The sequence below is a fragment of the Comamonas flocculans genome (assembly GCF_007954405.1).
GTDB classification, from domain to species: domain Bacteria; phylum Pseudomonadota; class Gammaproteobacteria; order Burkholderiales; family Burkholderiaceae_C; genus Comamonas_C; species Comamonas_C flocculans.
Genome location: NZ_CP042344.1, coordinates 476,932 through 502,738 on the forward strand (window position 1 = coordinate 476,932; position 25,807 = coordinate 502,738).

Genomic DNA, 25,807 nt, shown 5'->3' on the forward strand with positions numbered 1-25,807 from the left:
CTTTCCGTGGCCCCAAGGGCTGCGCCCTTTTGCCTTGACCGCATCCCAGCCCAGCCCCTCTCCCGCCGCCGCACGGCCCCGGCGCCGTCCCTGGCGCATGCTGGCCCGCGCGCTGGTGACGCTGGTGCTGCTGCTGATCACCGCGCTGGCCGCGCTCTGGGGCTGGGCGGGCAGCGAGGGCTCGCTGGCCAGCGTGCTGCGCCTGGCAACGCGCGAGCTGCCCGCGCCGATGCAGCTCGATGCCAGGGACGTGCACGGCACGCTGCTGCATGGCGGGCAGATCGGGCAGCTGGATTTCAGCCAGCCGGGGCTGGCGCTGCAACTGCAGGGCCTGCGCATCGCCTGGCAGCCGCTGGCGCTGCTGCACGGAGAACTGCGGGTGACCGAACTGCACGCGCACCGTGTCGCACTCACCCCGCTGCAGCAGCCCGAGCCGGCCGCCGAAGAGACCGAACCCCTGCAGCAGCTGGTGCTGCCGCTGCACGTCAGCACGCCGCTGTCGGCCGACGAGATCGTCTGGAACGCGCCGAGCGGGGGGCCGCCGCCCACGCTCGCCGCGCTGCGCGGCCACTACGACTGGGACGGGCGCCTGCACCAGCTGCGCATCGATCAACTGCGCTTTGCCGACGGCGACTACCGCCTGCAGGCGACGCTGCAGGGCGCCGCGCCCATGCAGCTCGAGGCGGCGCTGCAGGCCGGTCTGCAGGCGCGGCTGGCGCCAGACGGCGCTCCCGTGACGGCCAGCGCCCGGGTGCAGGCCGCAGGCCCGCTGGCCGGGCACGATGCGCGCCTGGTCTTGGATGCCCGGCTCAAGGGTGAAGACGGCAACCCGCTGCGGGCCCGGGCCAGCGCCACCGTGCTGCCTTGGGCCACGCAGCCGCTGCACGAAGCGAGCGCGCAACTGCAGGCGCTGAATCTGGCGCTGCTCTGGCCAGCCGCGCCGCAGACCGAACTCACCGGGCGCTTGTCGCTACATCCACAGGAGCAGCCAGCGCAAGCTGGATGGGCGCTACAGGCCGATTTGACCAATGCTTTCTCCGGCCCGTGGGACGCGGGTCGCCTGCCCCTGAGCGCGCTGCAGGCGAGCGCCCGCCTGGATGGCTCGCTGCTAGAGCTCGACAGCGCCCGCGTCGAAGTGGGCAGCGGCCGCATCGAGGTGCAGCAGGCGCGCTACGGGCTTGCCAGCGGCGCGCTGCAGGGCAGGCTGAGCGTGCACGAGCTCAAGCCCGCGCTGCTGCACCGGCAACTGGAAGCGGCGCCGGTGAACGGCGAGATCAGCGCCTCAGGTTCGCTGCAGGATGGCCTGGACCTGCAGGCCAGCCTGCGCGGCGCCGCCGCGCACCAGCGCGACCGCTGGCAGTTCGAGCAATTGCAGCTCAAGGCGCGCTGGCAGGGCGAGACGATACACATCTCCACGCTGACCCTGGCCGCGCTGCAGGCCAAGGTACAGGCAAGCGGGCTCAGCCTCGACCTGGCGGCACGCGCCGGCAGCGGCCGCGTCGGCGCCAGCGTGCCCGGCGCCAGCCTGCAGCTGCAAGGCGAACTGGCGCCGCGCCGCGGCAAGGGCCAGGTCGAGCTGGCGCTGCAGAACGCGCAGGCGCTGCAGGGTTGGCTGGGCGCATTGCCGCTGCCGCTGCCGCTGCCGCCCGAACTGACCCAGGCCGAAATCAAGGGACAGGGGCGGCTGCAGGCGCAGTGGCAAGGCGGCTGGCAGACGCTGCTGGACGCGGCCCAGGGGAAGAGCGCCGCCGAGGCGCCCGCCGTACAGGCCACGCTGCAGGTGCCGCAGCTGGACTACCGGCCGGCCGCAGGCGCCCCGCTGGCGCTGCGCAAGCTGCAGGCACGCCTGGAGGGCACGCCCGCGAACATGGCGCTGAGCCTGGACGCCAGCGCCAGCCAGGGTCGGGACGAAGCGCTGCTCAGCGCCGGCGTGCACCTGCGGGGCAGCGCCGCTGTGCTGGGCCAGGGGCACTGGCAGGCGCATCTGGCCGAGCTGTCGCTGCAGGCGCGCCAGGGCCGGCGCCCCGGCCCCTGGCGGCTGCAGCTGCAGTCGCCAGCCACGCTGGTGCTGCGGACGCAGGCGGGCTTGCAGATCGACGCCAGCGCGCTGGACGCGCGCCTCGAAGGTCCGCAGGCGGGCGCCGCCCTGCTGCAGGCCGAAGCCCTGCACCTGGCCCTGCCCGCCGCTGGCGCGGCGCCCCAGGCGCTGCGGCTGAACACCCGGGGCAGCCTGCGCGACCTGCCGCTGGCCTGGGCCAACGCGCTGGACGCCGAACCCACGCCGCTGCTGCAGCGCCTGGGCCTGGGCGGCGACCTGGTGCTGGGCGCCGATTGGGACGTGCAGATGGGCGAGGCCCTGCAGGCCAGCGTCACGCTGCGGCGCAGCGGCGGCGACCTGCATCTGCCGATCGACGGCCAGAGCACCGCCGCCGGCCTGCGCCAGCTGCAACTGCAAATGCTTGCAGACGGGCGCGAGCTCAAGCTGGACGCCGCCTGGGACAGCGAGCGCGCCGGCCAGGCCAGCGCCCAGGCCAGCGTGCCCCTGCAGCGCGTGGGCGGCGCCTGGCAGATTGCGCAGGACGCGCCGCTGTCCGGCCGTGCGCACGCAGCGCTGCCCGATGTCGGCGTGTGGTCCATGTTTGCGCCACCGGGCTGGCGCGTGCAGGGCAGCCTCGGCGCCGACGTACGGCTGGCGGGCAGTCTGGGCATGCCGCAGTTGAGCGGCACACTCGGCGCCGACGATTTCGCGGTGCGCTCGGTGCTCGACGGCATCGATCTGCGCGACGGGCGGGTGCGCGCCAGCCTGCAGGGCGAGCAGTTGCAGATCACCGAACTGTTCGTGCGCGGGGGCAGCGGCAGCGGCGCGCGCATCCTCGGGCCCAGCGGCAACCTGACGCGCGCACCCGGCGACGGCGGCAGCCTGCGCGGCAGCGGCCTGATCACCTGGCAGGGCCCGCAGGTGCGCATGGACATGAACGCCGAGGCCGACGCGCTGCAGCTGCTGGTGCGCGCCGACCGCCAGCTGAGCCTGTCGGGCAAGCTGCACGCGCAACTGCAGGACGGACAGCTGGTGCTCAGCGGACGGCTCAGGACCGACCGCGCAAGCATCCTGCTGCCCGACGACAGCGCGCCCAGGCTCGGCGAGGACGTGGTGGTGCACGGCGGCGACGCGCCATCGGCCCAGGATGCGGAGGACGCCCGGGTCCAGGCGGCCAACGCGCCGGCCATGGACATCGAGCTGGACCTGGGCGACGACTTCGCGGTGCAAGGTCGCGGCCTGACCACGCGGCTCAAGGGCCGGCTCAAGATCACCAGCGACGGCAAGAGCGGGCCGATGCCGCGCGTGCTCGGGGAGATTCGCACCGAACAGGGACGCTACCGCGCCTGGGGCCAGATGCTGGATGTGGAAACCGGGCTGCTGCGCTTTTCCGGCGCGGCGGACAACCCGCAACTGGACATCCTGGCGCTGCGCCCGCAGATCAGCGAGCGCGTGGGCGTGCAGGTCAGCGGCAGCGCGCTGGCGCCGCGCGCGCGGCTGTACTCCGACCCCGAGATGCCCGACGCGGAAAAACTCTCCTGGCTGGTTCTGGGGCGCAGCGCCGCCGCCGGCGGGGCCGAAGCCGCGCTGATGCAGCAGGCGGCGCTGGCCCTGCTCAGCGGCGGCGGCGACCCGGCCGGCGGCATGGCGCAGCGCCTGGGGCTGGACGAGATCGGCTTTCGCGGGCCCGATGGCGCGAACGGCCTGAACGGCGCCGCGCTCACGCTGGGCAAGCGCCTCTCGCGCAGGCTGTACGTCACTTACGAACACAGCCTGGCCGGGGCCATGGGCACGCTCTACATCTTCCTGGACCTGTCGCGCAGCCTGACGCTGCGCGGGCAGACCGGGGCGCAGAGCGCGCTCGACCTGATCTATACCCTGCGCTATGATTAGGACGAAATTGGCCCGCAGCGCTTGACCCACAAGCGCCAGCAGCTATCAATTTCAAGAATCCCCGAATTCTCCGGCCCCGGGCATGCCCGTACAATCGGCCGTTTTCCGCCGCCGTAGTTCAATGGATAGAACGGGCGCCTCCTAAGCGCCAGATGCAGGTTCGATTCCTGCCGGAGGCGCCATTTGCTGCGCCGCGTGCAGACCGCCCTCCTCACCGCCATCGCCATGCTGGCCTTCGCCGCCAACTCGGTGCTGGCGCGCATGGCGCTGTCGGACGGCGCCATCGACCCCCTCGCCTACACCGGCATACGCCTGAGCGCCGGCGCCGCCGTGCTGGTGTGCGCCGCACTCTGGCACGCGCGGCGCAAGCAGGCAGGGGGCGACCGTGGCGCCGGTGCGCCCGCCAGGCCGCGCGCTGCCTGGCTGGGCGGCAGCTGGCAGGGGGCGTTCTCGCTCACGCTGTATGCCGCCACCTTCTCGGTGGCCTACGTCATGGTGCCGACCGGGCCGGGTGCGCTGATCCTGTTTGCCTTCGTGCAGATAGCCATGCTCGCCTGGGCGGTGTATCGGGGCGACCGCCCTGCGCCGCTGGAGTGGCTGGGCATGGCCATCGCCTTTGCCGCGCTGGTCTATCTGGTCTCGCCCGGGCTGGTGGCGCCGCCGCTGCCGGGCGCGGTGCTGATGGCCGTTGCCGGCGTGGCCTGGGGCGCGTACTGCCTGGTGGGGCGCGGCTCGCAGGCGCCGGTGGCCGATTCCGCCGGCAACTTCGCGCGCAGCGCGCCGGCCGGGCTGGTGCTGATCGCCCTCGGGCTCCTGCGCCTGCGCCCGAGCTGGCAGGGCGTGACCCTGGGCCTGGTGTCGGGCGCGATCACCTCGGGTCTGGGCTACATCATCTGGTACAGCGCCCTGCCCCGGCTGTCGCGCTCGCGCGCGGCGCTGGTGCAGCTCACGGTACCGGCGATCGCTGCCGCGGGCGGCGTGGTCTTCATCGGCGAGGCCATCACCACGCGGCTGGTGCTCGCCACCCTGGGCATCACCGGCGGCGTGGCGCTGGCGCTGCTGGCATCGCAGCGGCGCGCGCCGGCGCCGGTGCTCAAGCACCCCGAAACATGAAATACACCGCGCCCATCAGGCACAGGCCGGCCCAGAGGTAGTCCCACTTGAGCGGCTCGTGCAGGTAGAGCAACGCGAACGGCACGAAGACCGACAGCGTGATCACCTCCTGCATGATCTTGAGCTGGGCCACGCTGAATTCGGCATGGCCGATGCGGTTGGCCGGCACCTGCAGCAGGTACTCGAACAGCGCAATGCCCCAGCTGGCCAGCGCAGCGGCCCACCAGGGGAAGCTGCCCATGTTCTTCAGGTGGGCATACCAGGCGAAGGTCATGAAGACGTTGCTGGCCGCCAGCAGCGCGATGGTCTGCAGGGGAACGGGAAGGGTGTGAAACCAGCTCATGGCGTGCGCTGTCCGGGCGGCGACGGCCGAAGACGTGATTACACGCCAGAATCGCGCCATGAGAATCGAACTGCCCGAAGAGAAAAAGCTGGTCCATCAGAGCACCATCCCGATGCGCTGGGGCGACATGGACGCTATGGGCCACCTGAACAACACCGTCTATTTCCGCTACATGGAGATTGCGCGGCTGGACTGGCTGATGGCGGTCGGCTGCCCGATCAACCCGCAGGGCGAGGGCGTGGTGATTGCCAACGCGTTCTGCAACTTCATCCGCCAGCTCGAATTTCCCGCCGAGGTGCTGGTGCGCACCTACGCGAGCAATCCGGGGCGTTCGTCCTTCGACACCTGGGCGGTGATGGAGCGCAGCGACCAGCCCGGCGTCGTCCACGCCACCGGCGGCGCCACCGTGGTCTGGGTGGATTTCCCGCGGCAAAAATCCGCGCCGCTGCCCGAGCATCTGCGCCAGCTGGTGAGCTGAAGGCGCCCGCGCGCCCGGCAAGGGGCGCGGGCCGGATGCTGCGGCCGCAGGCCCCGGACTCAGCTCGATTCGTCGCCCAGGTAGGCGGCGCGCACGCGCGGATCGGCCAGCAGTTCGCTGCCCGTGCCTTCCATGGTAAGCAGGCCCGACTCCATCACGTAGCCGCGGTCGGCAATCGCCAGAGCGCGGCTTGCGTTCTGCTCCACCAGCACGATGGTCACCCCGAGCGCATAGACGTCGCGCACCACCTCGAAGATGGTGTCCACCAGGATGGGCGACAGGCCCATGGAGGGTTCGTCGAGCAGCAGCACCTTGGGACGCGCCATCAGCGCCCGGCCCATGGCCAGCATCTGCTGCTCGCCGCCGCTCATGGTGCCGGCCAGCTGGTTCTTGCGCTCGCGCAGGCGCGGAAAGATGCCGAAGACCTTTTCCACGTCCTCGGCAATGCCCGCCTGGTCGTTGCGCGTGTAGGCGCCCATGAGCAGGTTCTCGGTGATGCTCATGCGCGCGAACACGCCGCGGCCCTCGGGCACCATCACCAGACCTTCCTTGACCATGTCCCAGGGGCCGCGGCCCTTGATGGAGCGACCCAGGTATTCGATGTCGCCATCGCTCGCCCCGAGCATGCCGGTGATGGCCTTCATCGTCGTGGTCTTGCCCGCGCCGTTGGAGCCGATGAGCGACACCAGTTCGCCCTCGCGCACCTGCATGTCTATGCCCTTGACGGCCTGGATGCCGCCATAGGCAACCTTCAGGCCCTTGACGCGCAGCAGCACCGCCTTTTCGTTATCCGCCATGTCAGTGGCCTCCCGTGCCCAGATACGCTTCAATCACCTTCGGATCCTTCTGGACCTCGGCCGGCGTGCCCTCGGCAATCTGCTTGCCGTAGTCCAGCACCGTGACGCGGTTGCACAGGCCCATGACGAGCTTGACGTCGTGCTCGATCAGCAAGATGGTGCTGCCATCGCCGCGGATGCGGTCGATCAGCTCGCGCAGCGCCACCTTCTCGGTGGCATTCATGCCGGCGGCCGGCTCGTCCAGCGCCACCAGCAGCGGGTCGGTGGCGAGCGCGCGGGCTATCTCCAGGCGCCGCTGGTCGCCGTAGGACAGCGTGCGCGCCTTGTAGTCGGCGTACTCCGACAGGCCCACGTATTCCAGCAGATCGCGCGCGCGGCGGGTGATGGCCTTTTCCTCGCGCCTGAAACCGCTGCTGCGAAACACCGCGCCGAACAGGCCCGAGTGCGTGCGCACATGGCGCCCGACCATGACGTTTTCCAGCGCCGTCATCTCGGCGAACAGGCGGATGTTCTGGAAGGTGCGCGCAATGCCGGCCTTGGCCACCAGGTGCACCGCATGCGGAGCATAGGGTTTGCCGCCGAGCTCAAAGTGACCGCTGTCGGGCGTGTACAGCCCGGTGATCACGTTGAAGAAGGTGGTCTTGCCGGCGCCGTTGGGGCCGATCAGGCCGTAGATCTGGCCCTTGCGTATCGTGATGCCCACGTCCGAGAGCGCCTGCAAGCCGCCAAAGCGCTTGGAGATGCCCGAGACCTTGAGCACTATCTCGTTGGATGCTTCTGTCATGTCGTTGCCCAGTCAGCCGATTCAGGATTTGCGCACCAGCGACTTGCCGTGCTCGGGCGAAGGCCAGATGCCGCGCGGGCGCAGCAGCATGACGACGATCATGGCCGAGGCGATCAAAAGCTGGCGCAGGATGGCCGCGTCCAGCCGCCCGCCGGTCAGCTCTTGCAGCGGGCCGGCCACGTAGCGCAGCACCTCGGGCAGCGCGGCCAGCAGGATGGCGCCCAGGATCACGCCCGGTATGTGGCCCAGGCCGCCAAGCACCACCATGGAGACGATCATGATCGACTCCATCAAACTGAAGGACTCGGGCGAGACGAAGCCCTGGAAGGCGCCGAACATCACGCCGCAGACGCCGCCGAACGACGCGCCCATGCCGAAGGCCAGCAGCTTCATGTTGCGCGTGTTGATGCCCATGGCCTTGGCGGCCACCTCGTCCTCGCGGATGGCCATCCAGCCGCGGCCTATGCGCGAATCCTGCAGCCGATAGCAGATGAACACCGTCAGCAGCATCAGCACCACGATCAGATAGAAGTACAGCGTGACCGAGGGTATTTCCAGCCCGAAGAGGTTGTGCGGTTTGGAAAAATCGACGCCGAACATGTGCACCGGATCCACGTTGGCGATGCCCTTGGGGCCGTTGGTGATGTTCAGCGGCTGGTCCAGGTTGTTCATGAAGATGCGGATGATCTCGCCGAAGCCCAGGGTCACGATGGCCAGGTAGTCGCCGCGCAGCTTGAGCACCGGTATGCCCAGAATCACGCCGGTGACGGCCGCCAGCAGCAGCGCCAGCGGCATCGCCCACCAGATGGAGATGTGCAGACCCTGCGGGAACATGGCGGCGATGGCCGGGAAGTTCTCCGTCAGGTGCGGCGAAGCCAGCAAGGCATAGCCAAACGCCCCCACGGCGTAGAAGGCCACGTAGCCGAGGTCCAGCAGGCCGGCGTAGCCGACCACGATGTTCAGGCCCAGCGCCAGCATGATGTAGAGCAGCGTCAGGTCGGCAATGCGCACCCAGGCATTGCCGAACTGCTGCAGGATCAGCGGCAGCACCAGCAGTCCGATGCCCCAGGCCAGGTATTTGATGACTTTCTTGTCCATGTGCCGTCTCCTCTCAGGCGCGGTCCGCGACACGCTCACCCAGCAGGCCCGAGGGGCGCAGCGTCAGGATGATGATGAGCACGATGAAGGCAAAGATGTCGGTGTACTGGCTACCCAGGACGCCGCCCGTGAGGTCCCCGATGTAGCCCGAACCTATGGCCTCGATCAGGCCCAGCAGCACGCCGCCGATGACGGCTCCGGCCAGGTTGCCGATGCCGCCGAACACCGCTGCCGTGAAGGCCTTGAGGCCGGGCAGGAAGCCCATGGTGTGAAAGGCCGTGCCGTAGTTGGCCGCCCACATGACGCCGGCAATCGCCGCGAGGATGGCGCCGATCACGAAGGTGGCGGAAATGACCATGTCGGGCTTGACGCCCATGAGCGATGCCACGCTCGGGCTCTCGGCGGTGGCGCGCATCGCCCGCCCGAGCCTGGTGTAGCCCACGACGTAGACCATCAGCGCCAGCGACACGACGGTGATCGACAGGATGAGGATCTGCGTCGGCGTGATCACGGCGCCGCCGATGAAGTACGGGTCCACCGGCAGCAGCGCCGGATAGGGCTTGTAGGTGGGCTTCCAGATCATCATCGCCACCGTCTGCAGGAACAGCGACATGCCGATGGCGGTGATCAGGGGCGCCAGGCGCGGACTGTTGCGCAGGCGCTTGTAGGCGACCTTTTCCACGCAGAAGTTGAGCACCGCCGCCAGCACGCAGGCAATCAGCATCGAAATCAGCAACATGGCCCAGCCGGGCAGGTAAGTCATGTGCTCCTGCATGTACCCCACGCAGGTCCAGCTGATCAGCGCCCCGAACATCAGCACCTCGCCGTGGGCGAAGTTGATGAGCTGGATGATGCCGTAGACCATGGTGTAGCCCAGCGCGATGAGGGCATACATGCTGCCCAGAACCAGACCATTGATGATCTGCTGCAGCAGGATTTCCATAAAGACAGTCCTTCTAGGGTGGTGCGTCAGCGCACACACGGCACGAGGTGCCGCCTGCTTGCCGCAGCCTGAGGCGCCACCGCCAGTCCCCGGGCAGGACTGGACGGCACTTGCAGACCGTGCCGCGAAGCCGGCACCAGGGCCTTTTGGGCCCGGACCGGAATCACGCCTTCACACGCGTTTGACAAACGACCCCCGGCAAAAACGATCCGGAAGGTCGGCGGGCGCGATTTTGGCACGGTATGGCCAAGCGCCCGCGGGGCAGAGACACGGGTTTTCCCTTGAAAGACCACGCTAGCGCGCCCTGCCGGCGCGCGTGAAAAGGTAAATGCCGGCCAGCACCAGGGTGGTGCCCGCGATCATCGAGGGCGTGATCGCTTCGCCCAGCAGCCAGGCCGCGAGCACGATGGTGGACAGCGGCCCGAGCATGCCGGTCTGCGCCGTCAGCGCCGCGCCGATGCGCTCTATCGCCAGCATCACCATGAGCACCGGCGCGGCGGTGCAGGCGGTGGCATTGAGCAGCGAAAGCCAGATCACCTCGGGCGCCACCAGCGCCGCCGACAGCGGCCTCGCCAGCAGGAACTGCAGCACGCAGCAGACACTGGCCACGCTGGTGGCCAGGCCGACCAGGCGCAGCGCGCCCACGCGGCGCACCATGGCGCCGCTGTAGACCAGATAGAAGGCATAGCTCAAGGCGCTGCCGAACACCAGCAGCACGCCCCAGGCGATATGCCCGCCCGGGTTGCCGCCCGACATTGCCTCCATGCCGAAGACCAGCACCACGCCGCAATAGCTCAGCAGCATGGCAAGCATCTGGCCGCGGCCCATGCGCTCGCCATAGAGCAGCCAGCCGAGCAGCATCACGATGGTGGGGTTGAGGTAGAGGATGAGCCGCTCCAGCCCGGCGGTGATGTAGGCCAGCCCGGCAAAATCCAGAAAGCTCGCCAGGTAGTAGCCGCACACCCCGAGCCCGATGATGCCGCGCCAGTCGCGCGCCGACAGGCGCGGCTGACCGCGCCCGGCCCACCAGGCCATGACGAGAAAGATGGGCAGGGCGAACAACATGCGGTACATCAGCAGCGTGACCGCATCGACGCCGTAGCGGTAGGCGAGCTTGACGATGATGGCCTTGCCGCTGAACGCGACCGCGCCCAGCGCCGCGAGCACGAGGCCGTGCGCTGCGCTTTCAGGAGCTGTTTGCGCTTGTCCCACCTGCGTTTGAGCCGGTTTCAATGCAAATTCCTGAAGAGCCGATGATGCATGCGCCTGAGCGACCACCAGACCGCCAGCGCGACCACGGGAATGGCCGCAGCCGCCGTCGCCGGCGCACTCCAGGGCCAGCCCAGCGCCTGCGCGCCCTGGGCCAGGTAGCTGATCAGGCCGACGACGTAGTAGGTGATGGCGGCCACCGACAGCCCTTCCACCGTGGACTGCAGGCGCAGCTGCATGTCCTGGCGCCGGTTCATCGCCGCGAGCAGCTGCTGGCTGCTCTGCTGCTGGGCGATCTCCACGCGCGTGCGCAGCAGGTTGCTGGTGCGCGAGACGCGCTCGGACAGCGCGTTCTGGCGGCGCACCGCCCATTCGCAGGTGTTGCGCGCCGGGCTCAGGCGCCGGTCCATGAAGTCGCCCAGGGTCTGCAGGCCCGCCAGCGGCGTCTCGCCAAGCTCGCGAATGCGCTGCGCCACCAGGTCGAAGTAGGCGCTGCTGGCCGAGAAACGCGCATGCGTGGCGGCATACAGGCTCTCCACCTGCCCGGCCAGGCGCGTGAGCTCGTCGAGCAGCCGGGGCTCGGCGTCGCGGTCGGCCAGGCGGATGGCTTCAGCAAGTTGCGCCAGCTCGCGCTCGGCCCGCGCCAGCGCGCCGGCCGCATCGCGCGCCAGCGGCAAGCCCAGCAGCGCGGTCATGCGGTAGGTTTCCATCTCCAGCAGGCGCTGCACCGCGCGCCCCAGGCGCCGCGGCGACAGGCTGCCCGCCAGCAACACCATGCGCGAGCTGCCGTCGGCGCGCAGCGCGAAGTCGGTGTAGACCTCGGCCTGTCCCCCGGCCACGCAAGACGCCACCAGCGTGCCTTCCTGCAGCACCTGCGCCACCAGCCGCCCGTCCGCGTGGCTGTGCCTGTCCAGCACCCACAGGTCGAGCCGGCACAGGCACTGCCCGGGCAGGCCGGCGAGCCACTCGCCCGGCACTGCGCCCAGGGCGGCTGCGGGCGGCTCCTGGCCAAGGCCTTCGGGCGCCAGCGCGGTGGCGAAGGTCCAGGAGACGAACTCGGTATGCATCTCGCAGACCACGCGCAAGGACCCCAGGTCGGCGCGCCAATGCGTCGCACCCGCCGGTGGCGCAGCCAGGCCGCGCTGTTGCAGCAGCGCCGCCAGATGGGCGCGGCTCGCATCGCGCTCGGGCGCGTCGGCCCACATCACCACATGGCTGATCGCCTGCGGCGCGGTGACCGGCTGCGGCGGGCGTGCATGGATCTCCTCGTGCAGCAGCGCACGCTGGGAATGCGAAGGCGGCGCGGTGGGTGCGGTCATGGACAGTCTCCGTAAACGCCGCCAGCGCGGCGCCTGCCTACTCTTCGATGAAGGCCTCTTCACGCTTCCTGCTGACGGCCGGCAGCAGCACCAGCGCCACCATCAGCGCCGAGGCGATCAACAGCCCCGCGGACAGCGGCCGGGTGAAGAGCACGCTCCAGTCACCGCGCGAGAGCAGCAGCGCGCGGCGCAGGTATTCCTCCATCATCGGGCCGAGGATCAGGCCGAGCAGCAGCGGCGCGGCCTCGAGCTCCAGCTTGTGAAACACGTAGCCCACCAGGCCGAAGAGCGCCACCATCCAGATGTCGAACTGGTTGTTGTTGTTGGTGTAGACCCCGAGCGCGCAAAACAGCACGATGGAGGGAAACAGCCAGCGGTAGGGCACGGTGAGCAGCTTGATCCAGATGCCCACGAGCGGCAGGTTGAGCACGACGAGCATCAGGTTGCCTATCCACATCGAGGCCACCAGCCCCCAGAACAGCTCGGGGTTGCTGCTCATCACCTGCGGGCCGGGCTGGATGTTGTGGATGGTCATTGCACCGATCATCAGTGCCATCACCGGATTCGGCGGGATGCCCAGGGTCAGCATCGGAATGAAGGAGGTCTGCGCTCCCGCGTTGTTGGCCGATTCGGGCCCCGCCACGCCGCGGATGTTGCCCTCGCCAAACGGCAGTTCGCCCTCGCCGAGGCGCGTCTTCTTTTCCAGCGTGTAGGAGGCGAAGGAAGACAGCACCGCCCCGCCCCCGGGCAGGATGCCCAGCACCGAGCCGAGCGCCGTGCCGCGCAGCATCGCGGGCAGCATGCGCCGGAAGTCCTCGGCCTTGGGCATGAGGCCCGAGACCTTGGCGGCAAACACCTCGCGGTGCTCGGCCGGGCGCGAGAGGTTGGCGATGATCTCGCCATAGCCGAAGATGCCCATGGCGATCGGCACGAAGTCGATGCCGTCGATCAGGTCGGGGATGTCCAGCGCAAAGCGCACCGTGCCCGAATTCACGTCGGTCCCCACCAGGCCCAGCATCAGCCCGAGCACGATCATGCCGATGGCCTTGAGCAGCGAGCCCGAGGCCAGCACCACCGCGCCGATCAGGCCGAGCACCATGAGCGAGAAATACTCCGCCGGGCCGAACTTGAAGGCCAGCTCGGTCAGCGGCGGCGCAAACGCCGCCAGCACCACCGTGCCCACGCAGCCCGCAAAGAACGAGCCGATGGCCGCGGAGGCCAGCGCCGGCCCCGCCCTGCCCCGGCGCGCCATCTGGTAGCCGTCGATGGTGGTCACCACCGAGGACACCTCGCCCGGCAGGTTCACCAGGATGGCCGTGGTGGAGCCGCCGTACTGTGCGCCGTAGTAGATGCCGGCGAGCATGATGAGCGCCGCCACCGGCGGCAGCGCGTAAGTCACCGGCAGCAGCATCGCGATGGTGGCCAGCGGCCCTATGCCGGGCAGCACGCCGATCAAGGTACCCAGAAAGCAGCCGACGAAGCAGTACACCAGGTTCTGCCAGGTGAAGGCAACGCCAAAGCCCAGGATCAGGTGGTCGAGCAGTTCCATGCGGGGGTCTCGGCGGCGGTCTTCAGCCCGTGAGGAATTGCGGCCAGACCGGCAGGTGCATGTTCAGCGCCTGCACGAAGACCAGGTAGCAGCCGGCGGCCAGCACCGTGGCCAGCACCAGGGCGTCGCGCAGCCGGTATTCGCGGCTGGCCATGCCGGCCACCAGCACCAGCGCATAGATCGCCACCATCAGCCCCATGCCGGGGACATGCCAGGCGGGCAGGCCCACGAGCAGCAGCCCGAACAGCAGGTTGCCGCCCAGTATGAAGAACAGCGGGCGCCAGGCCCAGGCACCGACGCGCCCGCCGCCTTCGGTCTCGATCACCAGCGCCTTGAACATGATGAGCACGCCCAGCAGCGCCAGCAGCACGCCCACCAGCAGGGGAAAGTAGCCCGGACCCATGCGCGCCGCGCTGCCCAGGGGATAGCTGGTGGCGCCCCAGGCGTAGCCCGTGCCCAGCACCAGAAACAGCAACCCGGCGAAGAAGTCCTTTTCGTTCTTGATCTTCACGAGCCCGACCCGCCCTCATGCAACAAGGCGCAAATTATCTGCGCAGCCGCCGCGCTTCATTGCAGCGGCGGCGTGGCGGCCACCACCTCGCCTATCGTGGTCGCGCCTTCGGCGGCGCGCAGTGCGCCGGCCAGGCGCAGCTGGCGCATGCCGTCGCTCACCGCCTGGCGGCGCAGCTCGTCGATCGAGGGGCTTTGCGAGATCTTGCCGCGCAGCGCCTCGGTCACGGTGAGCAGCTCGTAGATGCCCATGCGCCCGCGAAAGCCGGTCATGCGGCATTCGATGCAGCCCACCGGGCGGTAGGCGCGGTAGCCGCCGCTGAGCTTCCAGGGTTTGATGATCTCGGCAATCTCGGCCGGGTCGGCGTCGCGCTCGCGCCGGCGGCAGTGCGTGCACAGGGTGCGTACCAGGCGCTGCGCCAGCACCCCCAGCAGCGTCGCATTGATCAGGTAGTAGGGCACGCCCAGCTCCATCAGCCGTGTGATGGCGCTGGGTGCGTCGTTGGTGTGCAGCGTGGAGAACACCAGGTGGCCGGTGAGCGCCGCCTGGATCGCCATCTCGGCGGTTTCCAGGTCGCGGATCTCGCCCACCATGATGATGTCCGGGTCCTGGCGCATCAGCGAGCGCAGGCCCTCGGCAAAGGTGAAGTCGATCTGCGGCTGCACCTGGGTCTGGTTGAAGCTCGGCTCGATCATCTCGATCGGGTCTTCCACGGTGCTGACGTTCACCTCCTCCGTGGCCACGCGCTTGAGCGTGGAATACAGCGTGGTGGTCTTGCCCGAGCCCGTGGGGCCGGTGACCAGGATCACGCCGTGCGGGCGGCCGATGAGCTGCTCCCAGCGCGTCGCGTCGTGCGCGGTGAAGCCCAGGGCGCCCAGGTCCTTGACGGTGTTGTCCGGGTCGAAGATGCGCATCACCATCTTCTCGCCAAAGGCCGTGGGCAGGGTCGAGAGGCGCATTTCCACCTCCTGCCCCCCGGGGTTGCGCGTCTTGATGCGCCCGTCCTGCGGGCGGCGCTTTTCCACCACGTCCATGCGCCCGAGCAGCTTGATGCGCGCCACCATGGCGTTGAGCACGCCGATCGGAATCTGGTAGACCGTGTGCAGCACGCCGTCGATGCGAAAGCGGATCACCCCCTGCTCGCGCCGCGGCTCCATGTGGATGTCGCTCGCGCGCTGATCGAACGCGTACTGCCAGAGCCAATCGACCACGCGCACCACGCCCTGGTCGTTGGCGTCGAGCTGGCGGTTGGCGCGCCCCAGCTCCACCAGCTGCTCGAAGCTGCTGCCGGCGGCGCTGGAGCCGCTTTTTTGCACCGAACGCACCGACTTGGCCAGAGCGTAGAACTCCGCGGTGTAACGGGTGATGTCTTTCGGGCTTGATAGCACCCGGCGCACGCCGCGCTTGGCCTGGCGCTCAATTTCAACCACCCAATCGGTGATGAAGGGCTCGGCCGTGGCAACGACGATCTCGGTGTTGGAGATCTGCACCGGCAGGATCTTGTGGCGTTCGGCGTAGCTTGCGCTCATGGCCTCGGCCACGCGCCCGACGTTGACCTTGAGCGGGTCTATGCGCAGAAAGGGCAGGCCGGTGCGCCCGGCCACGAACTCGGTCAGCGCATCCAGATCCAGCACCTTGCCATCGCTGGCGCGCGCCATGGACACACTCGCCAGGCGCACCAGCGGGTGCTGGCTGCTCTCGGCGCTGGCGCAGCGCTCCACGGTGCGCTCGGCCTGGTCTTCCGAGATCACGCCGTCCTCGCACAGCCAGTCCACCACCTGGCGCCAGTGCAGCGGGCCCTGCGGATGGTGGCGGGGGCGGGTCGGGTGCGGGGTGGCGGCGGAGCTCATGGCGCTATGGTGCCGCAAAAATCACGGCGCCACGGGCTTGAGGGTGCGCAGCCATTTGCGCGCCACCAGGCCCCAGCGCTCTTCCACCACCTGGGCGCGCTGCAGCAGCAATGCCCGCCGGGGCCGGCTCGCGTGGCGCTGGGCCAGCACCACGGTATTGCCTTCGCGCGTGGGCCGGAAGGCCCAGACGGCCTGCGCGCCGAAGGCCTCGCAGATGCGCGCCAGGCTCTCCTCGTAGCGGCTGCTGCGCCCGAACAGGTTGACCGTCATGCAGCCGTCGTCGGTCAGCACGGCGCGGCAGTCGCGGTAGAAGTCCGCACTGTCGAGAACCGGCGCGGCCGCGTCGTCGTCGTACATGTCCACCGCCAGCGCGTCGACGTTCGCGAGATACCGCGGATCGCGGATCACCTCGCCCGCGTCGCCCTGCACCACCGAAAGCCGCGCGCCGTCGGGCGGCAGCTTGAACCAGCTGCGGCACACATGCACCACCTGCGGGTTGAGCTCCACCGCGGTGGCATGCATGCGCAGGCGCTTGCAGCAGAACTTGGTGATGGCCCCGGCCCCCAGCCCGAGCTGCATCGCGCGGCGCCGGGGCACGCTGTCGGGCTCGACGAACAGCAGCCAGGCCATCATGCGCTGCACGTATTCGAGCGCGATGTCGAAGGGCGCGTCCACGCGCATCGAACCCTGGATCCAGGGTGTGCCCAGATGCAGGTGGCGCAGCTCGCCATCGTCGGAGATGCTGACCTCGGGCAGTTCGATCGGGGGTTTGCGTGGCATCAGAGCAGTCCGCATTGCGTGAAGGCCTGCTCCCAGGCCGCGCACTTGCGCGCGAAGCTCCAGGAGGCATTGGCCGGGCTGGTGGAAGGCAGGCGCAGCGAGGCGACGGGCGAACCGGAGGCCAGACCCATGTCCTCACGCACGCGCCGCGCCCGCGAGAAGCTCTCGCCCCCGTTGTGCGCGATGGCCGCAAGCTGCGGCAGGCGCGCGCGCAGACCGGCGAAATCGTTGAGCCGGGCATTGCGTATGCTGGTGTCCAGGCTGCCTTCGCGCAGGCAGGTGGCGTACACGTCCCAGATGCCCAGGCCGCGCGCCAGCACCCAGGCGCAGCGCCCCGCATAGTCCTGCGGCCCGGGCATGGGCTGCCGCGGCCAGAGCGCGGCCAGCAGCCGCCAGAACTGGTTCTGCGGGTGGCCGTAGTACTGCTGCGCACGCAGCGACGCCACGCCCGGAAAGCTGCCCAGCACCAGCACGCGGGTGTGCGCCGCGACCAGCGGCGCCAGGCCTTGCAGCATGGGCCCGGGCGCGGCGGGGTGGGCGGCAGGGACCACGGCCTCAGCGCTCCCGCGGCGCAGGCCGCACCAGCCGCACCACCAGGGCGCTGGCATGCGGCACATCGCCATGGCCCTGGGCACTGTCCATGTCCACCGCCCAGGCGCTGCGCACCCGCAGGGTGTCGCCGCCCTGGCCGCCGCGCATCACGTTGTCGTAGGCGTAGGGGTTGACGACACGGGCGTTCACGCTGCTCGTGCCGCTCCAGTGCAGGCCGCCGGGGGCATCGGGGAACAAGTTCGGGTCCACGCCCTGCTGCGCGCCGCCGCGCTGCACCAGCCGGCGCAGCTCGGGCACGCGCGGCAGGCGCCAGCGCACGCCCTCGGCCTTCCAGCGTTCGGTCGCCAGCGCCTTGGCTTCGGAAAAGGTCAGCAGCTGCGCGCGCCCGCGACAGCCCCGCCCGTCCCAGCGCATGCCGACGACGCAGCGCTCCCACGCCAGGTGCGAGCGCGTGTCCACCACCAGCGCGCCATCGGCGGACACCGCCCAGGGCGACGCGGGCGGCGCGGGCGCGGGCGCGCCGCCCTGCGCCAGGGCGAGGGACATCTGCAAGGCTGCGCCGGCCGCCGCCAGCCGGCGCAAGGGGGTGTGCATCTGCATGGGGAGCCTCCGCGCCGATTGTCGCCCGCACGCCGCCGGGGGCAAGCGTGGCAGGCCCGGCATGGGCGCGCCGGCCGCGACAGCGCGCCGCGGCCATGGCGTGGACAATCGCCATGATGCCCTTTTCCGCCTACTTTCGCATGGCCCTGGTGCTGGGCCTGCTCTCGGCCATAGGGCCGTTCGCCATCGACATGTACCTGCCGGCGCTGCCGGACATAGGCCAGAGCCTGCACGCCGGGGTCGGCCCGGTGCAATGGAGTCTGACCTCCTTCTTCCTCGCCCTCGGCATCGGGCAGGTGGCGTACGGGCCGCTGTCGGACATGTTCGGGCGCAAGCCGCCGCTGTACTTCGGGCTGGCGCTGTTCGTTGCCACCAGCGTGGCCTGCGCGCTGGCCAGCGACATCGGGGCGCTGGTGCTGCTGCGCTTCCTGCAGGGGCTGGGGGCGGCGGCCGGCACGGTGATTCCGCGCGCCGTGGTGCGCGATCTGCATACCGGCAACGAGGCCGCGCGCCTGATGGCGCTGCTGATGCTGGTGTTCAGCGTCTCGCCGCTGCTCGCGCCGCTGGCCGGCAGCGGCGTGATCGCGCTGGTCGGCTGGCGCGGCGTGTTCTGGGCGGTGGCCTTGCTCGGCGTGGCGGGCGTGCTGGTGGTGCACCGCGCCCTGCCCGAGACGCTTTCGCCCGCGCAGCGGCGCCGCGGCACACTGGCGGGCGCCACCCAGGCTTATTGGACGCTGCTGCGCGATGCGCGCTACCTGGGGCTGGTGGGCATAGGCAGCTTCACCATGGCGGGGTTCTTCGTCTTCCTGGCGGGCTCGCCCTTCGTCTTCATCAACCACTACGGCCTCACACCGGTGCAGTACAGCCTGGCCTTTTCGGCCAACGCGGCCGCCTTCTTCGTCACCGCCCAGTTCACCGCCCGCCTGGGGCGGCGCTTCGGGCTCGAGCGCGTCACCGTCTGGGCCGCCAGCGGCGCCGGTCTGGCGCTGGTGCTGCTGCTCGCCTGCTTCCTGCTGGGCGCCGACGGCATGTGGGTGCTGGTGATCCTGTATTTCATTGCCAGCGGCTGCATGGGGCTGGTGATACCCACCACCGCGGTGCTGGCGCTCGATGACCACGGACCCATCGCCGGCACCGCCTCCGCGCTGATGGGCACGCTGCAGATGCTCGTCGGCACCGTGGCGATGGCGCTGGCCGGGCTGTTTTCCAGCGGCAGCCCGCTGCCCATGGTGGCGGGCATGGCGACGGGCGCGTTGATCGGCGTGGCGCTCACCTGGGCCACCTTCGGACGCCGGCGGGGGCCGGCGCGCGCGCCATGAACGCGCCCGTCAGCGACGGCCTGCCCGAGCCGCTACGCTCGGGCGCGATGCGCGTCATCCTGCTGGGCCTGACGCTGGCGGTGCTCGACACCAGCATCGTCAACCTGGCGCAGCCCGACATTGCCCGCGAGCTGCAGATGAACGCGGCGCAAAGCGTCTGGGTGGTCAACGCCTACCAGCTCGCGGTGCTGGTGTCGCTGCTGCCGCTGGCGGCCGTGGGCGAGCGCATCGGTTACCGGCGGGTGTACCGGGCGGGCATGCTGCTGTTCGCGCTGGCGTCGATCGCGGCGATGGCTGCCTCCAGCATGGGCACGCTGATCGCGGCGCGCGCGCTGCAGGGGCTGGGCGCCTCGGGCGTGATGGCGGTCAACTCGGCGCTGGTGCGCCTGATCTATCCCGCGGGCCGGCTGGGGCGGGGCATGGCGCTCAATTCGCTGGTGGTGGCCGTCTCTGCCATGGCCGGACCGACGGTCTCCGCGCTCATCCTCTCGGTAGCCAGCTGGCCCTGGCTGTTCGCGCTGAACCTGCCCCTGGGCGTGCTGGCCTGGCAGCGGGCCGGGCGGGTGCTGCCGCGCAACCCGGCGTCGCCCACGCCGCCCGCACGCTTTTCGGTGTTCGACGTGCTGCTCAACGCGGCGATGTTCGGGCTTCTGTTTCTCGGCGGCTCGGAGCTCACGCAGCGCGGCAGCGGCCCGCACGCCGGCCCGCTGGCCGGCTGGTGGCTGCTGGGCGGCGGGCTGGTCGTGGGTGCGCTGCACCTCAGTCGCCAGTGGCGCCGCACGGTGCCGCTGTTTCCGGTGGATCTGCTGCGCATACCGGTGTTCGCACTGTCCATGGCATCGTCCGTCAGCGCCTTCTGCGCCCAGATGCTGAGCTTCCTGGCGCTTCCGTTTCTATTGCTGCAGACGTATGGCCACAGCCATTTGCAGGCCGGTTTGCTCATTACCGCCTGGCCGCTGGCGACGGCCATCGTCGCGCCCATCGCGGGGCGCCTGATCGGCCGCTACCACAGCGGCCTGCTCGGCGGCCTGGGCATGGCGGTGTTCGCCTGCGGTCTGGCGGCGCTGTCCTTCATGCCCGCGCATGCAGCCAATGCCGACGTCGCCTGGCGCCTGGCCCTGGCCGGTGCGGGCTTTGCACTGTTTCAGTCGCCCAACAACCACACCATCGTCAGTTCGGCCCCGCTGCACCGCAGCGGGGGCGCCAGCGGCATGCTGGGCACGGCGCGCCTGACCGGGCAGACGCTGGGCGCCGTGATCCTGGCGGCGATCTTCACGCTGCATCCGGGCCACGACGGCAGCGCCGAGACCCTCGCGCTGCTGGTGGCCGCGGGCTGCGCGCTGTGCGCGGGGGTATGCAGCTGCCTGCGCGTGAAGGCCTGAGACGCCGGCATGGCGGTCCGGCCCGCGGCCGCGCGCTACTTGAAGTAGATCGACAGCGCCGGCAGCAAACCCTCGGGGTGGGCGCTGCTCGCAAGCGGCACCAGCTGGTCCACGTTGTAGGTCACATCGTCGTGGAAATGCGCCCACTGGTACTTGCCGTCCACCATGTGCCCCATGCCGAAGGCGCCGGTCTTCGACTGGCACAGCGTGCCGCCGTAAGCGTTGATGCCGAAGGTGCTCTCGGTGTTGTCGGCCGTGCCGCCGCGCTTCCAGTTGGCGTTCTGCCATTCGAAGATCGCAAAACCCTTGACCATGGAATCGGGGTTGGCGTCCATGTATTCGCGCACCGCGCCAGCCTGGCCCAGCACCGCATCCACCTTGGCGTTGACCGAGCCGATCGCCACGCTGTTGGTGCCCAGCTCGGTGATCACCAGCGGCACGCCCAGGTCCAGCTCGTCGTAGGCCTTGAGGATGTTGTTCTTCAGATCGTCGCCATCCTTGAGCTTGAAGGTCTGCACCGAGTTGTAGAAATGCCCGTGGTAGATATCGGCGGGCAATTGATCGCGCAACTGCTGGTAGAACTTCTTCTCGTCGGCGTTGCTGATCGGCACCGTCATGTAGTGATCGGGCGCCAGCTGGTGGATCAGGCCCGCTACCTTCACCGCCTTGGGGATCAGCGTGTCGGCGGTCTCGCCGTCCTTGGGCAGGTCCAGCTCGTTGCCGATGCTGAAGGAATGCACCGCCGGGTGGATCACGCCGTTCTTCTTCACGCTGTTGACGATCTGCGTGACGGTGAGCTCGATGTTGTCCCAGGGGCGGTTGGCGCCATCCTGGTTCTTGAAGTTGTAGTTGGAGATCGGGATGATGACCTTGATGCCCAGCTCCTCGGCCTTGTCGAGGAAGGGAATGTGGCCATTGCCCGCGGTGGTCCAGACGTCGGAGCCGCGCTGGTAGTTGTAGTCGTACAGGCGCACCAGGTTCACGCCCTGCGCGGCCATGGCCTGAAGGTCGTTGCGCCCGCAGCCATCCTTGCTGCCCCACAGCGCCTGGAAGGCGGACGCCGTGGTGTCCGAATCGAAGAAGGCGCCGCTCGGCGCGTTGGTGAATTGCGCGGGAATCGCCGAATAGGCCACGCCGCGCCAGGCCTTGGAGAAGAGGTCGGGCGACGCGCCCGTCGGCGGCGGGTTCGCGCCCGGGGGTGCGCCGTCGAGCGCGTCGTTGCCGCCACCACAGCCGGCGAGCAGGATGGCCGCCGTGATGCAGGCGCTGTGAAGTATTTTCATGGTCTCACTCCTTCAGGGGTTGATCGTCGGGGGGGCTTCGGCGCGGCCGCCGCACGGTGTCGCGGGACGCCGTAGCCCAAACCGTGCATGCACTGTAGGCACGGCGGGCGGGCTTGCGGCGGCGCTGTCGCGTGCCGGCGTCCCGACCTGCGTACAGGCGTCCCGGACCACGCGCCAAGGGCATCATTCAGTCCGCGAACACCTCGTCGAGCCAGTCCATGGACACTGCCGCCGAATAGCCGAGATTGGCCGTCTGGCAATGCCCCTCGGCGCCCTCTTCGAGCGTGAAGACATGGCTCGCGCTCGGCCCCGCCACGGCGTCCAGGAAGTGCCTGTGCTGTGCCAGCGGCTCCTGGCCCTCGCCTTCGCCCACCAGAGCCAGCGCCGGGCAGCGGATGCGTGCGAGCAGCGCGTCCTCCACGCGGTAGTCGCGCAGGCGCCGGTAGGTCGCCTTGAAGCTCGGCTCGCCGATGCGCAGCATCAGGTTGCGCAGCATCTCGCGGGTCTGCGCGGGCATGGCCGAGGGCGGGATGTGGTCGATGTCCGCCAGGCGGATGTCCTGCTCGTCGGGGGCCGTGGCCGGGTCGAAGCCGACGAAGGACACCATGTAGGCATGCAGATCGATGATGGGCGAATTGGCGATCAGCGCCCGGATGCGCGGCTCATGCGCCGCCATGCGCGTGGCGAAGTAGCCGCCGTAGCTGATGCCCATCAGCGCCACGCGCCCGGCATCGACGCCGGGGTGCGCCAGCACGTGCTCCAGCGCCAGCTTGCCCACCTGCTCGTACTCGGGCACGAAGGCCATCGCCGGATAGAAGCGCAAGGTGTCCATCTGCCCCGGGCCGGCCAGCAGCAACAGGTTGTAGCCGCGTTCGAGCGCGGCCCGGCCATAGGCGAGCCAGGTTTCCTCCAGCGTGCCGTCGTAGCCGCTGATGAACATCAGCGTCTTGCGCCGGCGCGCGCGCCGGCCCTGCGCCGCGCCAAACCAGTAGGCCGGCAGCGGCGCATGTCCCCAGGGCAGGTTGACCACTTCGAAGGCGATGCCGCGTGCCTGCATGGCGGCGGCAAAACAGGCACGGCTGCGCAGCCCCAGGCGCCGATGCGCCGGGTCGTTGATGGCGCTGTAGTACTCGGCGGCGCGGTAGCTGTTGCAAGCCACCAGGTACTGTTCTGCGGCACTGATGCCATGGCCACGCTCGGCGCGTGCGCGGGCATCGCGTTCCTGGCGCTCGGCGGCAGCGGAAAACTCCCGCACCCAGGCGGCCGGGTCGGCGTTGCCGATGCGCCGTGCCAGCGCCAGGCATTCACCCACCGATGCACCGCCGTATCGGGCCGTGCCCAGCTGGCGGATCAGTTGAAAGTCCATCTCGGCGTCGGCGAACCCGGCCACGCGCAGCTGTCCGCGCTCTAGGCCGGCGCCCGGCTGCCGGGCGGCCGAGGCGCCGCCGTGCGCGAGCGCGGGGACCGCCATCGCCGCGGCGGCACGGGCGATGAAACCACGCCGGGGCAGGCTCGTGGCATTGGTAGATTCCATGGTGTTTCTTTCTAGGGAAGGGCGAGGGCATGCGCGCGCGCATGCCACTCGGTGGGCGAGAGGCCAAAGCGCGCACGAAACAGCTTGCTGAAGCCCGAGGCATCGGCAAAACCGCAGCGCCACGCAAGCGCCCCCACGTTCAGCCGCAGGCCTTGGGCGAGCAGACCCTGTGCACGCTGCAGGCGCATGTCGCGCAGCGCCCCCATCACGGTCTGGCCGCGCGCGGCGAAGGCCTCGTACAACCGCGTGCGCGAGCAGCCCGCGCCGCGTGCGATGGCGGCCACGTCCAGCTCGGGGCGGTGGGCGTGCTGCTCCATGAAGCGCAGCGCGGCCGCGTGGCGCCCGGCGCGCAGGCTCTCGTGCGCATCGGGCAGGCCGTCGCCCTGCCCCTGGCGCCCCAGGTGGCGCAGCAGCAGCAGCGCCAGCGCGCGCGTCGCCTCGAGCAGCTGCGCGCCTTCGGCGGCGTCGAGCAGGCCCTGGCGCAGCAGCAGCGCCGCGTGACCCATCTGGCTGCACAGCGAGGGGGCGAGCGCACAGCGGGCGGTGAGCAAGCGCGTCGCGGGCTCATGCCCGAGCGCCGCTCGCACCTCCTCGCGCGGCAGCACCAGGAAGACCTGGCGCGCATCCTGGCCCCAGTGGTAGATGCCGGCTTCACGCGGGGCGCACAGGCTCAGGCTGCCCGGCCCATTGCACGCGAACGTGCGCGACCGCAAGACGCCGGCCTGCAACAGTGTCAGGACCACCATGTCGTCGCGCTGGGCGCGCCGCGAGCCGGTGCGCATCTCGTACGCCGACGAGCGCGTGGCGCCAAGCATGCAGCCGCCGTGGGACAGGATGGTGAGCTCGGCCCGCAGCGCCACCTCCGGTGCCGGCTGGAAATCGACCCAGCGGTGCGCGATCTCGCGCCACGCCTCCTGGCGCTCGGCGGGCTCCAGCGCCCATGAGACGCAGTGCTCGAAGGTGCATGCGGGCGGCATGGCGGTAGGCGTCGACATGCCGCACGATTCTAGGAATCCGCCCCGCTTGCGGAGCCGGGTGGTGGACGCATTCCCGCAGATCGGGACGCCTTCCCGCAACTTTTTCAGGGGTCCGTTGCCTGCCCCGTCACCGGGTGGATGCGCTCAGCGCCCGGGCGCGGCGTCCATGGCCCGCCGGTGCCAGTCGGTGGGCGAGAGGCCGAAGCGCGCGCGAAACAGCTTGCTGAAGTCCGACGCATGGACAAAGCCGCAGCGCCAGGCGAGCGTGCCCACGTGCAGGCGCGGGCCCGACTCGATCGCGCGGCGCGCGCGCTGCAGGCGCAGCTCGCGCAGCGCTCCCATCACCGTCTGTCCCTGCAGCGCGAAGGCTTCGTACAGCCGGGTGCGTGAGCAACCCACGGCCTGGGCGATGGCCGCGGCATCCAGCGCCGGGCGGTGCGCGTGCTGCTCCATGAAGCGCAGCGCCGCCGCGTGGCGTCCGGCATGCAGGCTCTCATGCACGTCGGGCAGATCACAGCCCTGCCCCTGGCGCCCCAGGTTGCGCAGCAGCAGCAAGGCCAGCGAACGCGTCGCCGCCAGCAAGCCCGCGAAATCGTCCGGGGTCAAGGCGCCCGGGCGACGCACCAGCTGGCCGAGGTGGCCGAGCTGACTGCCCAGCATCGGGGCCAGCGCACACTGCCCGGGCGCGATCAGCACGTTGCCCGGCTCCCGCCCCAGCGCCTGCCAGACGGCGCGGCGCGCCAGCGCCACGTAGGTCTGGCGCGCGCCATGGCCCCAGCGGTAGGCGCCGTCCTGCCAGGGCACATACATGCCCAGCGCGCCCCCGCCCGCGTGATGCCCCTGGCCGGGCGCGGCGTTGAAATCCAGCTGGCCCGCCTCCAGCAAGGAGAGCACCACCATGTCCTCGCCCGGCGGCACGTGCCGCGCGCTGGTGCGCATCTCGTAGGCCGTCGAGCGCTTGGTGCCGAAAAAGCAATCCCGCCCGCGCAGCAGCGACCACGATGCCTCCAGGTCCGCGCCCGCAGTGAGCGGCTGCACGTCCACCCAGTTGTGCGCCACGTCGTGCCAGTAAGGCAGGCGTTCGGCGGGATCCACCTCGCTGGAGGCCCAGTGTTCCAGTACGCAGGGGGGCGGGTTTTGCATGGATCGCAGTGTACTTTCGCGCGTGCGGCATGCGAGGCCGGCGCGCATCCCGCGCATCCGGGACGCCTGTCCTGCGATCAGGACGCTTTCCCTCAAGTGCACCGGCCCCGGAGGGCCCGCCGGTTTCTACACTTTTGGCAAACCCAACACCCACGACCGCAAACCCCGCCATGACCCCTCCAATGCTCCGAGCGGGTGCGTACGCACCGGCGCCGCCAGCGGCAGGCGCCTGGGGCCGGCTGCCGCGTCCGCGACGGCTGGCAGGGACTGGCACCGCGGCATTTCTTCGAAAAAAAACAGGCATCCAAGGCT

General features: G+C 70.0%; 22 protein-coding genes and 1 tRNA gene. 6 read left to right on the top strand and 17 right to left on the bottom strand.

Features of this window, described 5'->3' with window-relative positions; genetic code table 11:
- Positions 1 to 34 precede the first annotated feature (34 nt).
- The 3 genes from FOZ74_RS02470 (at position 35) to FOZ74_RS02480 (ending at position 5,044) form a co-directional block, all read left to right on the top strand.
- Complete coding sequence (locus FOZ74_RS02470) at positions 35 to 3,931, top strand: translocation/assembly module TamB domain-containing protein (RefSeq protein ID WP_255437744.1); 3,897 nt, start codon at positions 35 to 37, stop codon at positions 3,929 to 3,931.
- 107 nt (positions 3,932 to 4,038) lie between these two features.
- A tRNA-Arg gene (locus FOZ74_RS02475) sits at positions 4,039 to 4,113 on the top strand.
- Between the two features lie 13 nt (positions 4,114 to 4,126).
- Positions 4,127 to 5,044 (top strand): DMT family transporter, encoded by a 918-nt coding sequence (locus FOZ74_RS02480; RefSeq protein WP_146911586.1) that lies wholly within the window; start codon positions 4,127 to 4,129, stop codon positions 5,042 to 5,044.
- Here the strand turns inward: FOZ74_RS02480 and FOZ74_RS02485 are convergent.
- Positions 5,025 to 5,387 (bottom strand): DMT family protein, encoded by a 363-nt coding sequence (locus tag FOZ74_RS02485; RefSeq protein ID WP_146911587.1) that lies wholly within the window; start codon positions 5,385 to 5,387, stop codon positions 5,025 to 5,027. The two genes, FOZ74_RS02480 and FOZ74_RS02485, sit on opposite strands and share 20 nt — an antisense overlap.
- Before the next feature lie 58 nt (positions 5,388 to 5,445).
- On the opposite strand from FOZ74_RS02485, the gene FOZ74_RS02490 reads away from it, so the two are divergent.
- On the top strand, positions 5,446 to 5,865 hold the full coding sequence (locus FOZ74_RS02490; RefSeq protein WP_146911588.1) for an acyl-CoA thioesterase: 420 nt from the start codon (positions 5,446 to 5,448) through the stop codon (positions 5,863 to 5,865).
- A 59-nt stretch (positions 5,866 to 5,924) separates the two neighbouring features.
- On the opposite strand, the gene FOZ74_RS02495 is transcribed toward FOZ74_RS02490, so the two are convergent.
- From FOZ74_RS02495 to FOZ74_RS02550, 12 genes are all read right to left on the bottom strand, one after another.
- Positions 5,925 to 6,662, bottom strand: coding sequence for an ABC transporter ATP-binding protein (locus tag FOZ74_RS02495; protein WP_146911589.1), 738 nt, complete (start codon positions 6,660 to 6,662; stop codon positions 5,925 to 5,927).
- Position 6,663: 1 nt separating this feature from the next.
- Positions 6,664 to 7,446 (bottom strand): ABC transporter ATP-binding protein, encoded by a 783-nt coding sequence (locus FOZ74_RS02500; protein ID WP_146911590.1) that lies wholly within the window; start codon positions 7,444 to 7,446, stop codon positions 6,664 to 6,666.
- A gap of 21 nt (positions 7,447 to 7,467) precedes the next feature.
- Positions 7,468 to 8,544, bottom strand: coding sequence for an ABC transporter permease subunit (locus FOZ74_RS02505; protein ID WP_146911591.1), 1,077 nt, complete (start codon positions 8,542 to 8,544; stop codon positions 7,468 to 7,470).
- A 13-nt stretch (positions 8,545 to 8,557) separates the two neighbouring features.
- Positions 8,558 to 9,487: a branched-chain amino acid ABC transporter permease gene (locus FOZ74_RS02510; protein ID WP_146911592.1), complete on the bottom strand. Its 930-nt coding sequence runs from the start codon at positions 9,485 to 9,487 to the stop codon at positions 8,558 to 8,560.
- 294 nt (positions 9,488 to 9,781) lie between these two features.
- On the bottom strand, positions 9,782 to 10,720 hold the full coding sequence (locus FOZ74_RS02515; RefSeq protein WP_146911593.1) for a DMT family transporter: 939 nt from the start codon (positions 10,718 to 10,720) through the stop codon (positions 9,782 to 9,784).
- Positions 10,717 to 12,015 (bottom strand): DUF3422 family protein, encoded by a 1,299-nt coding sequence (locus FOZ74_RS16230; RefSeq protein WP_146911594.1) that lies wholly within the window; start codon positions 12,013 to 12,015, stop codon positions 10,717 to 10,719. The genes FOZ74_RS02515 and FOZ74_RS16230 overlap by 4 nt, the downstream gene beginning before the upstream one ends.
- Before the next feature lie 37 nt (positions 12,016 to 12,052).
- Entirely contained in the window at positions 12,053 to 13,564 is a 1,512-nt protein-coding gene (locus tag FOZ74_RS02525) for a tripartite tricarboxylate transporter permease (protein WP_146911595.1), read from the bottom strand.
- 22 nt (positions 13,565 to 13,586) lie between these two features.
- Complete coding sequence (locus tag FOZ74_RS02530; RefSeq protein ID WP_146911596.1) at positions 13,587 to 14,075, bottom strand: tripartite tricarboxylate transporter TctB family protein; 489 nt, start codon at positions 14,073 to 14,075, stop codon at positions 13,587 to 13,589.
- A gap of 56 nt (positions 14,076 to 14,131) precedes the next feature.
- Positions 14,132 to 15,925, bottom strand: a complete 1,794-nt coding sequence (gene tfpB, locus FOZ74_RS02535) for a type IV pilus assembly ATPase TfpB (RefSeq protein WP_146911597.1) — start codon at positions 15,923 to 15,925, stop codon at positions 14,132 to 14,134.
- A gap of 21 nt (positions 15,926 to 15,946) precedes the next feature.
- Complete coding sequence (locus FOZ74_RS02540) at positions 15,947 to 16,705, bottom strand: spermine/spermidine synthase domain-containing protein (RefSeq protein ID WP_146911598.1); 759 nt, start codon at positions 16,703 to 16,705, stop codon at positions 15,947 to 15,949.
- Positions 16,705 to 17,220: a DNA-deoxyinosine glycosylase gene (locus tag FOZ74_RS02545; protein ID WP_146914045.1), complete on the bottom strand. Its 516-nt coding sequence runs from the start codon at positions 17,218 to 17,220 to the stop codon at positions 16,705 to 16,707. Before FOZ74_RS02545 ends, FOZ74_RS02540 begins: the two co-directional genes overlap by 1 nt.
- 40 nt (positions 17,221 to 17,260) lie before the next feature.
- Positions 17,261 to 17,857 carry an Lcl C-terminal domain-containing protein gene (locus tag FOZ74_RS02550; RefSeq protein WP_146911599.1) on the bottom strand — a complete coding sequence of 199 codons (597 nt, stop codon included), beginning with the start codon at positions 17,855 to 17,857 and terminating at the stop codon, positions 17,261 to 17,263.
- Between the two features lie 116 nt (positions 17,858 to 17,973).
- On the opposite strand from FOZ74_RS02550, the gene FOZ74_RS02555 reads away from it, so the two are divergent.
- Both FOZ74_RS02555 and FOZ74_RS02560 read left to right on the top strand, forming a co-directional pair.
- The gene (locus FOZ74_RS02555) at positions 17,974 to 19,176 is read left to right on the top strand and encodes a multidrug effflux MFS transporter (protein WP_146914046.1); all 1,203 of its coding nucleotides are present in this window, start codon (positions 17,974 to 17,976) and stop codon (positions 19,174 to 19,176) included.
- A complete protein-coding gene (locus FOZ74_RS02560) occupies positions 19,173 to 20,558 on the top strand; it encodes an MFS transporter (protein WP_146911600.1) in 1,386 nt (461 codons plus the stop codon). The genes FOZ74_RS02555 and FOZ74_RS02560 overlap by 4 nt, the downstream gene beginning before the upstream one ends.
- Positions 20,559 to 20,593: 35 nt before the next feature.
- Here the strand turns inward: FOZ74_RS02560 and FOZ74_RS02565 are convergent, their stop codons facing one another.
- From FOZ74_RS02565 to FOZ74_RS02580, 4 genes are all read right to left on the bottom strand, one after another.
- On the bottom strand, positions 20,594 to 21,841 hold the full coding sequence (locus FOZ74_RS02565; protein WP_146911601.1) for a glycoside hydrolase 5 family protein: 1,248 nt from the start codon (positions 21,839 to 21,841) through the stop codon (positions 20,594 to 20,596).
- A gap of 187 nt (positions 21,842 to 22,028) precedes the next feature.
- Positions 22,029 to 23,375 (bottom strand): alpha/beta hydrolase family protein, encoded by a 1,347-nt coding sequence (locus FOZ74_RS02570; protein WP_255437745.1) that lies wholly within the window; start codon positions 23,373 to 23,375, stop codon positions 22,029 to 22,031.
- 11 nt (positions 23,376 to 23,386) lie between these two features.
- On the bottom strand, positions 23,387 to 24,370 hold the full coding sequence (locus tag FOZ74_RS02575) for a helix-turn-helix transcriptional regulator (protein WP_146911602.1): 984 nt from the start codon (positions 24,368 to 24,370) through the stop codon (positions 23,387 to 23,389).
- 126 nt (positions 24,371 to 24,496) lie between these two features.
- On the bottom strand, positions 24,497 to 25,495 hold the full coding sequence (locus FOZ74_RS02580) for a helix-turn-helix domain-containing protein (protein ID WP_146911603.1): 999 nt from the start codon (positions 25,493 to 25,495) through the stop codon (positions 24,497 to 24,499).
- Positions 25,496 to 25,807: the final 312 nt, after the last annotated feature.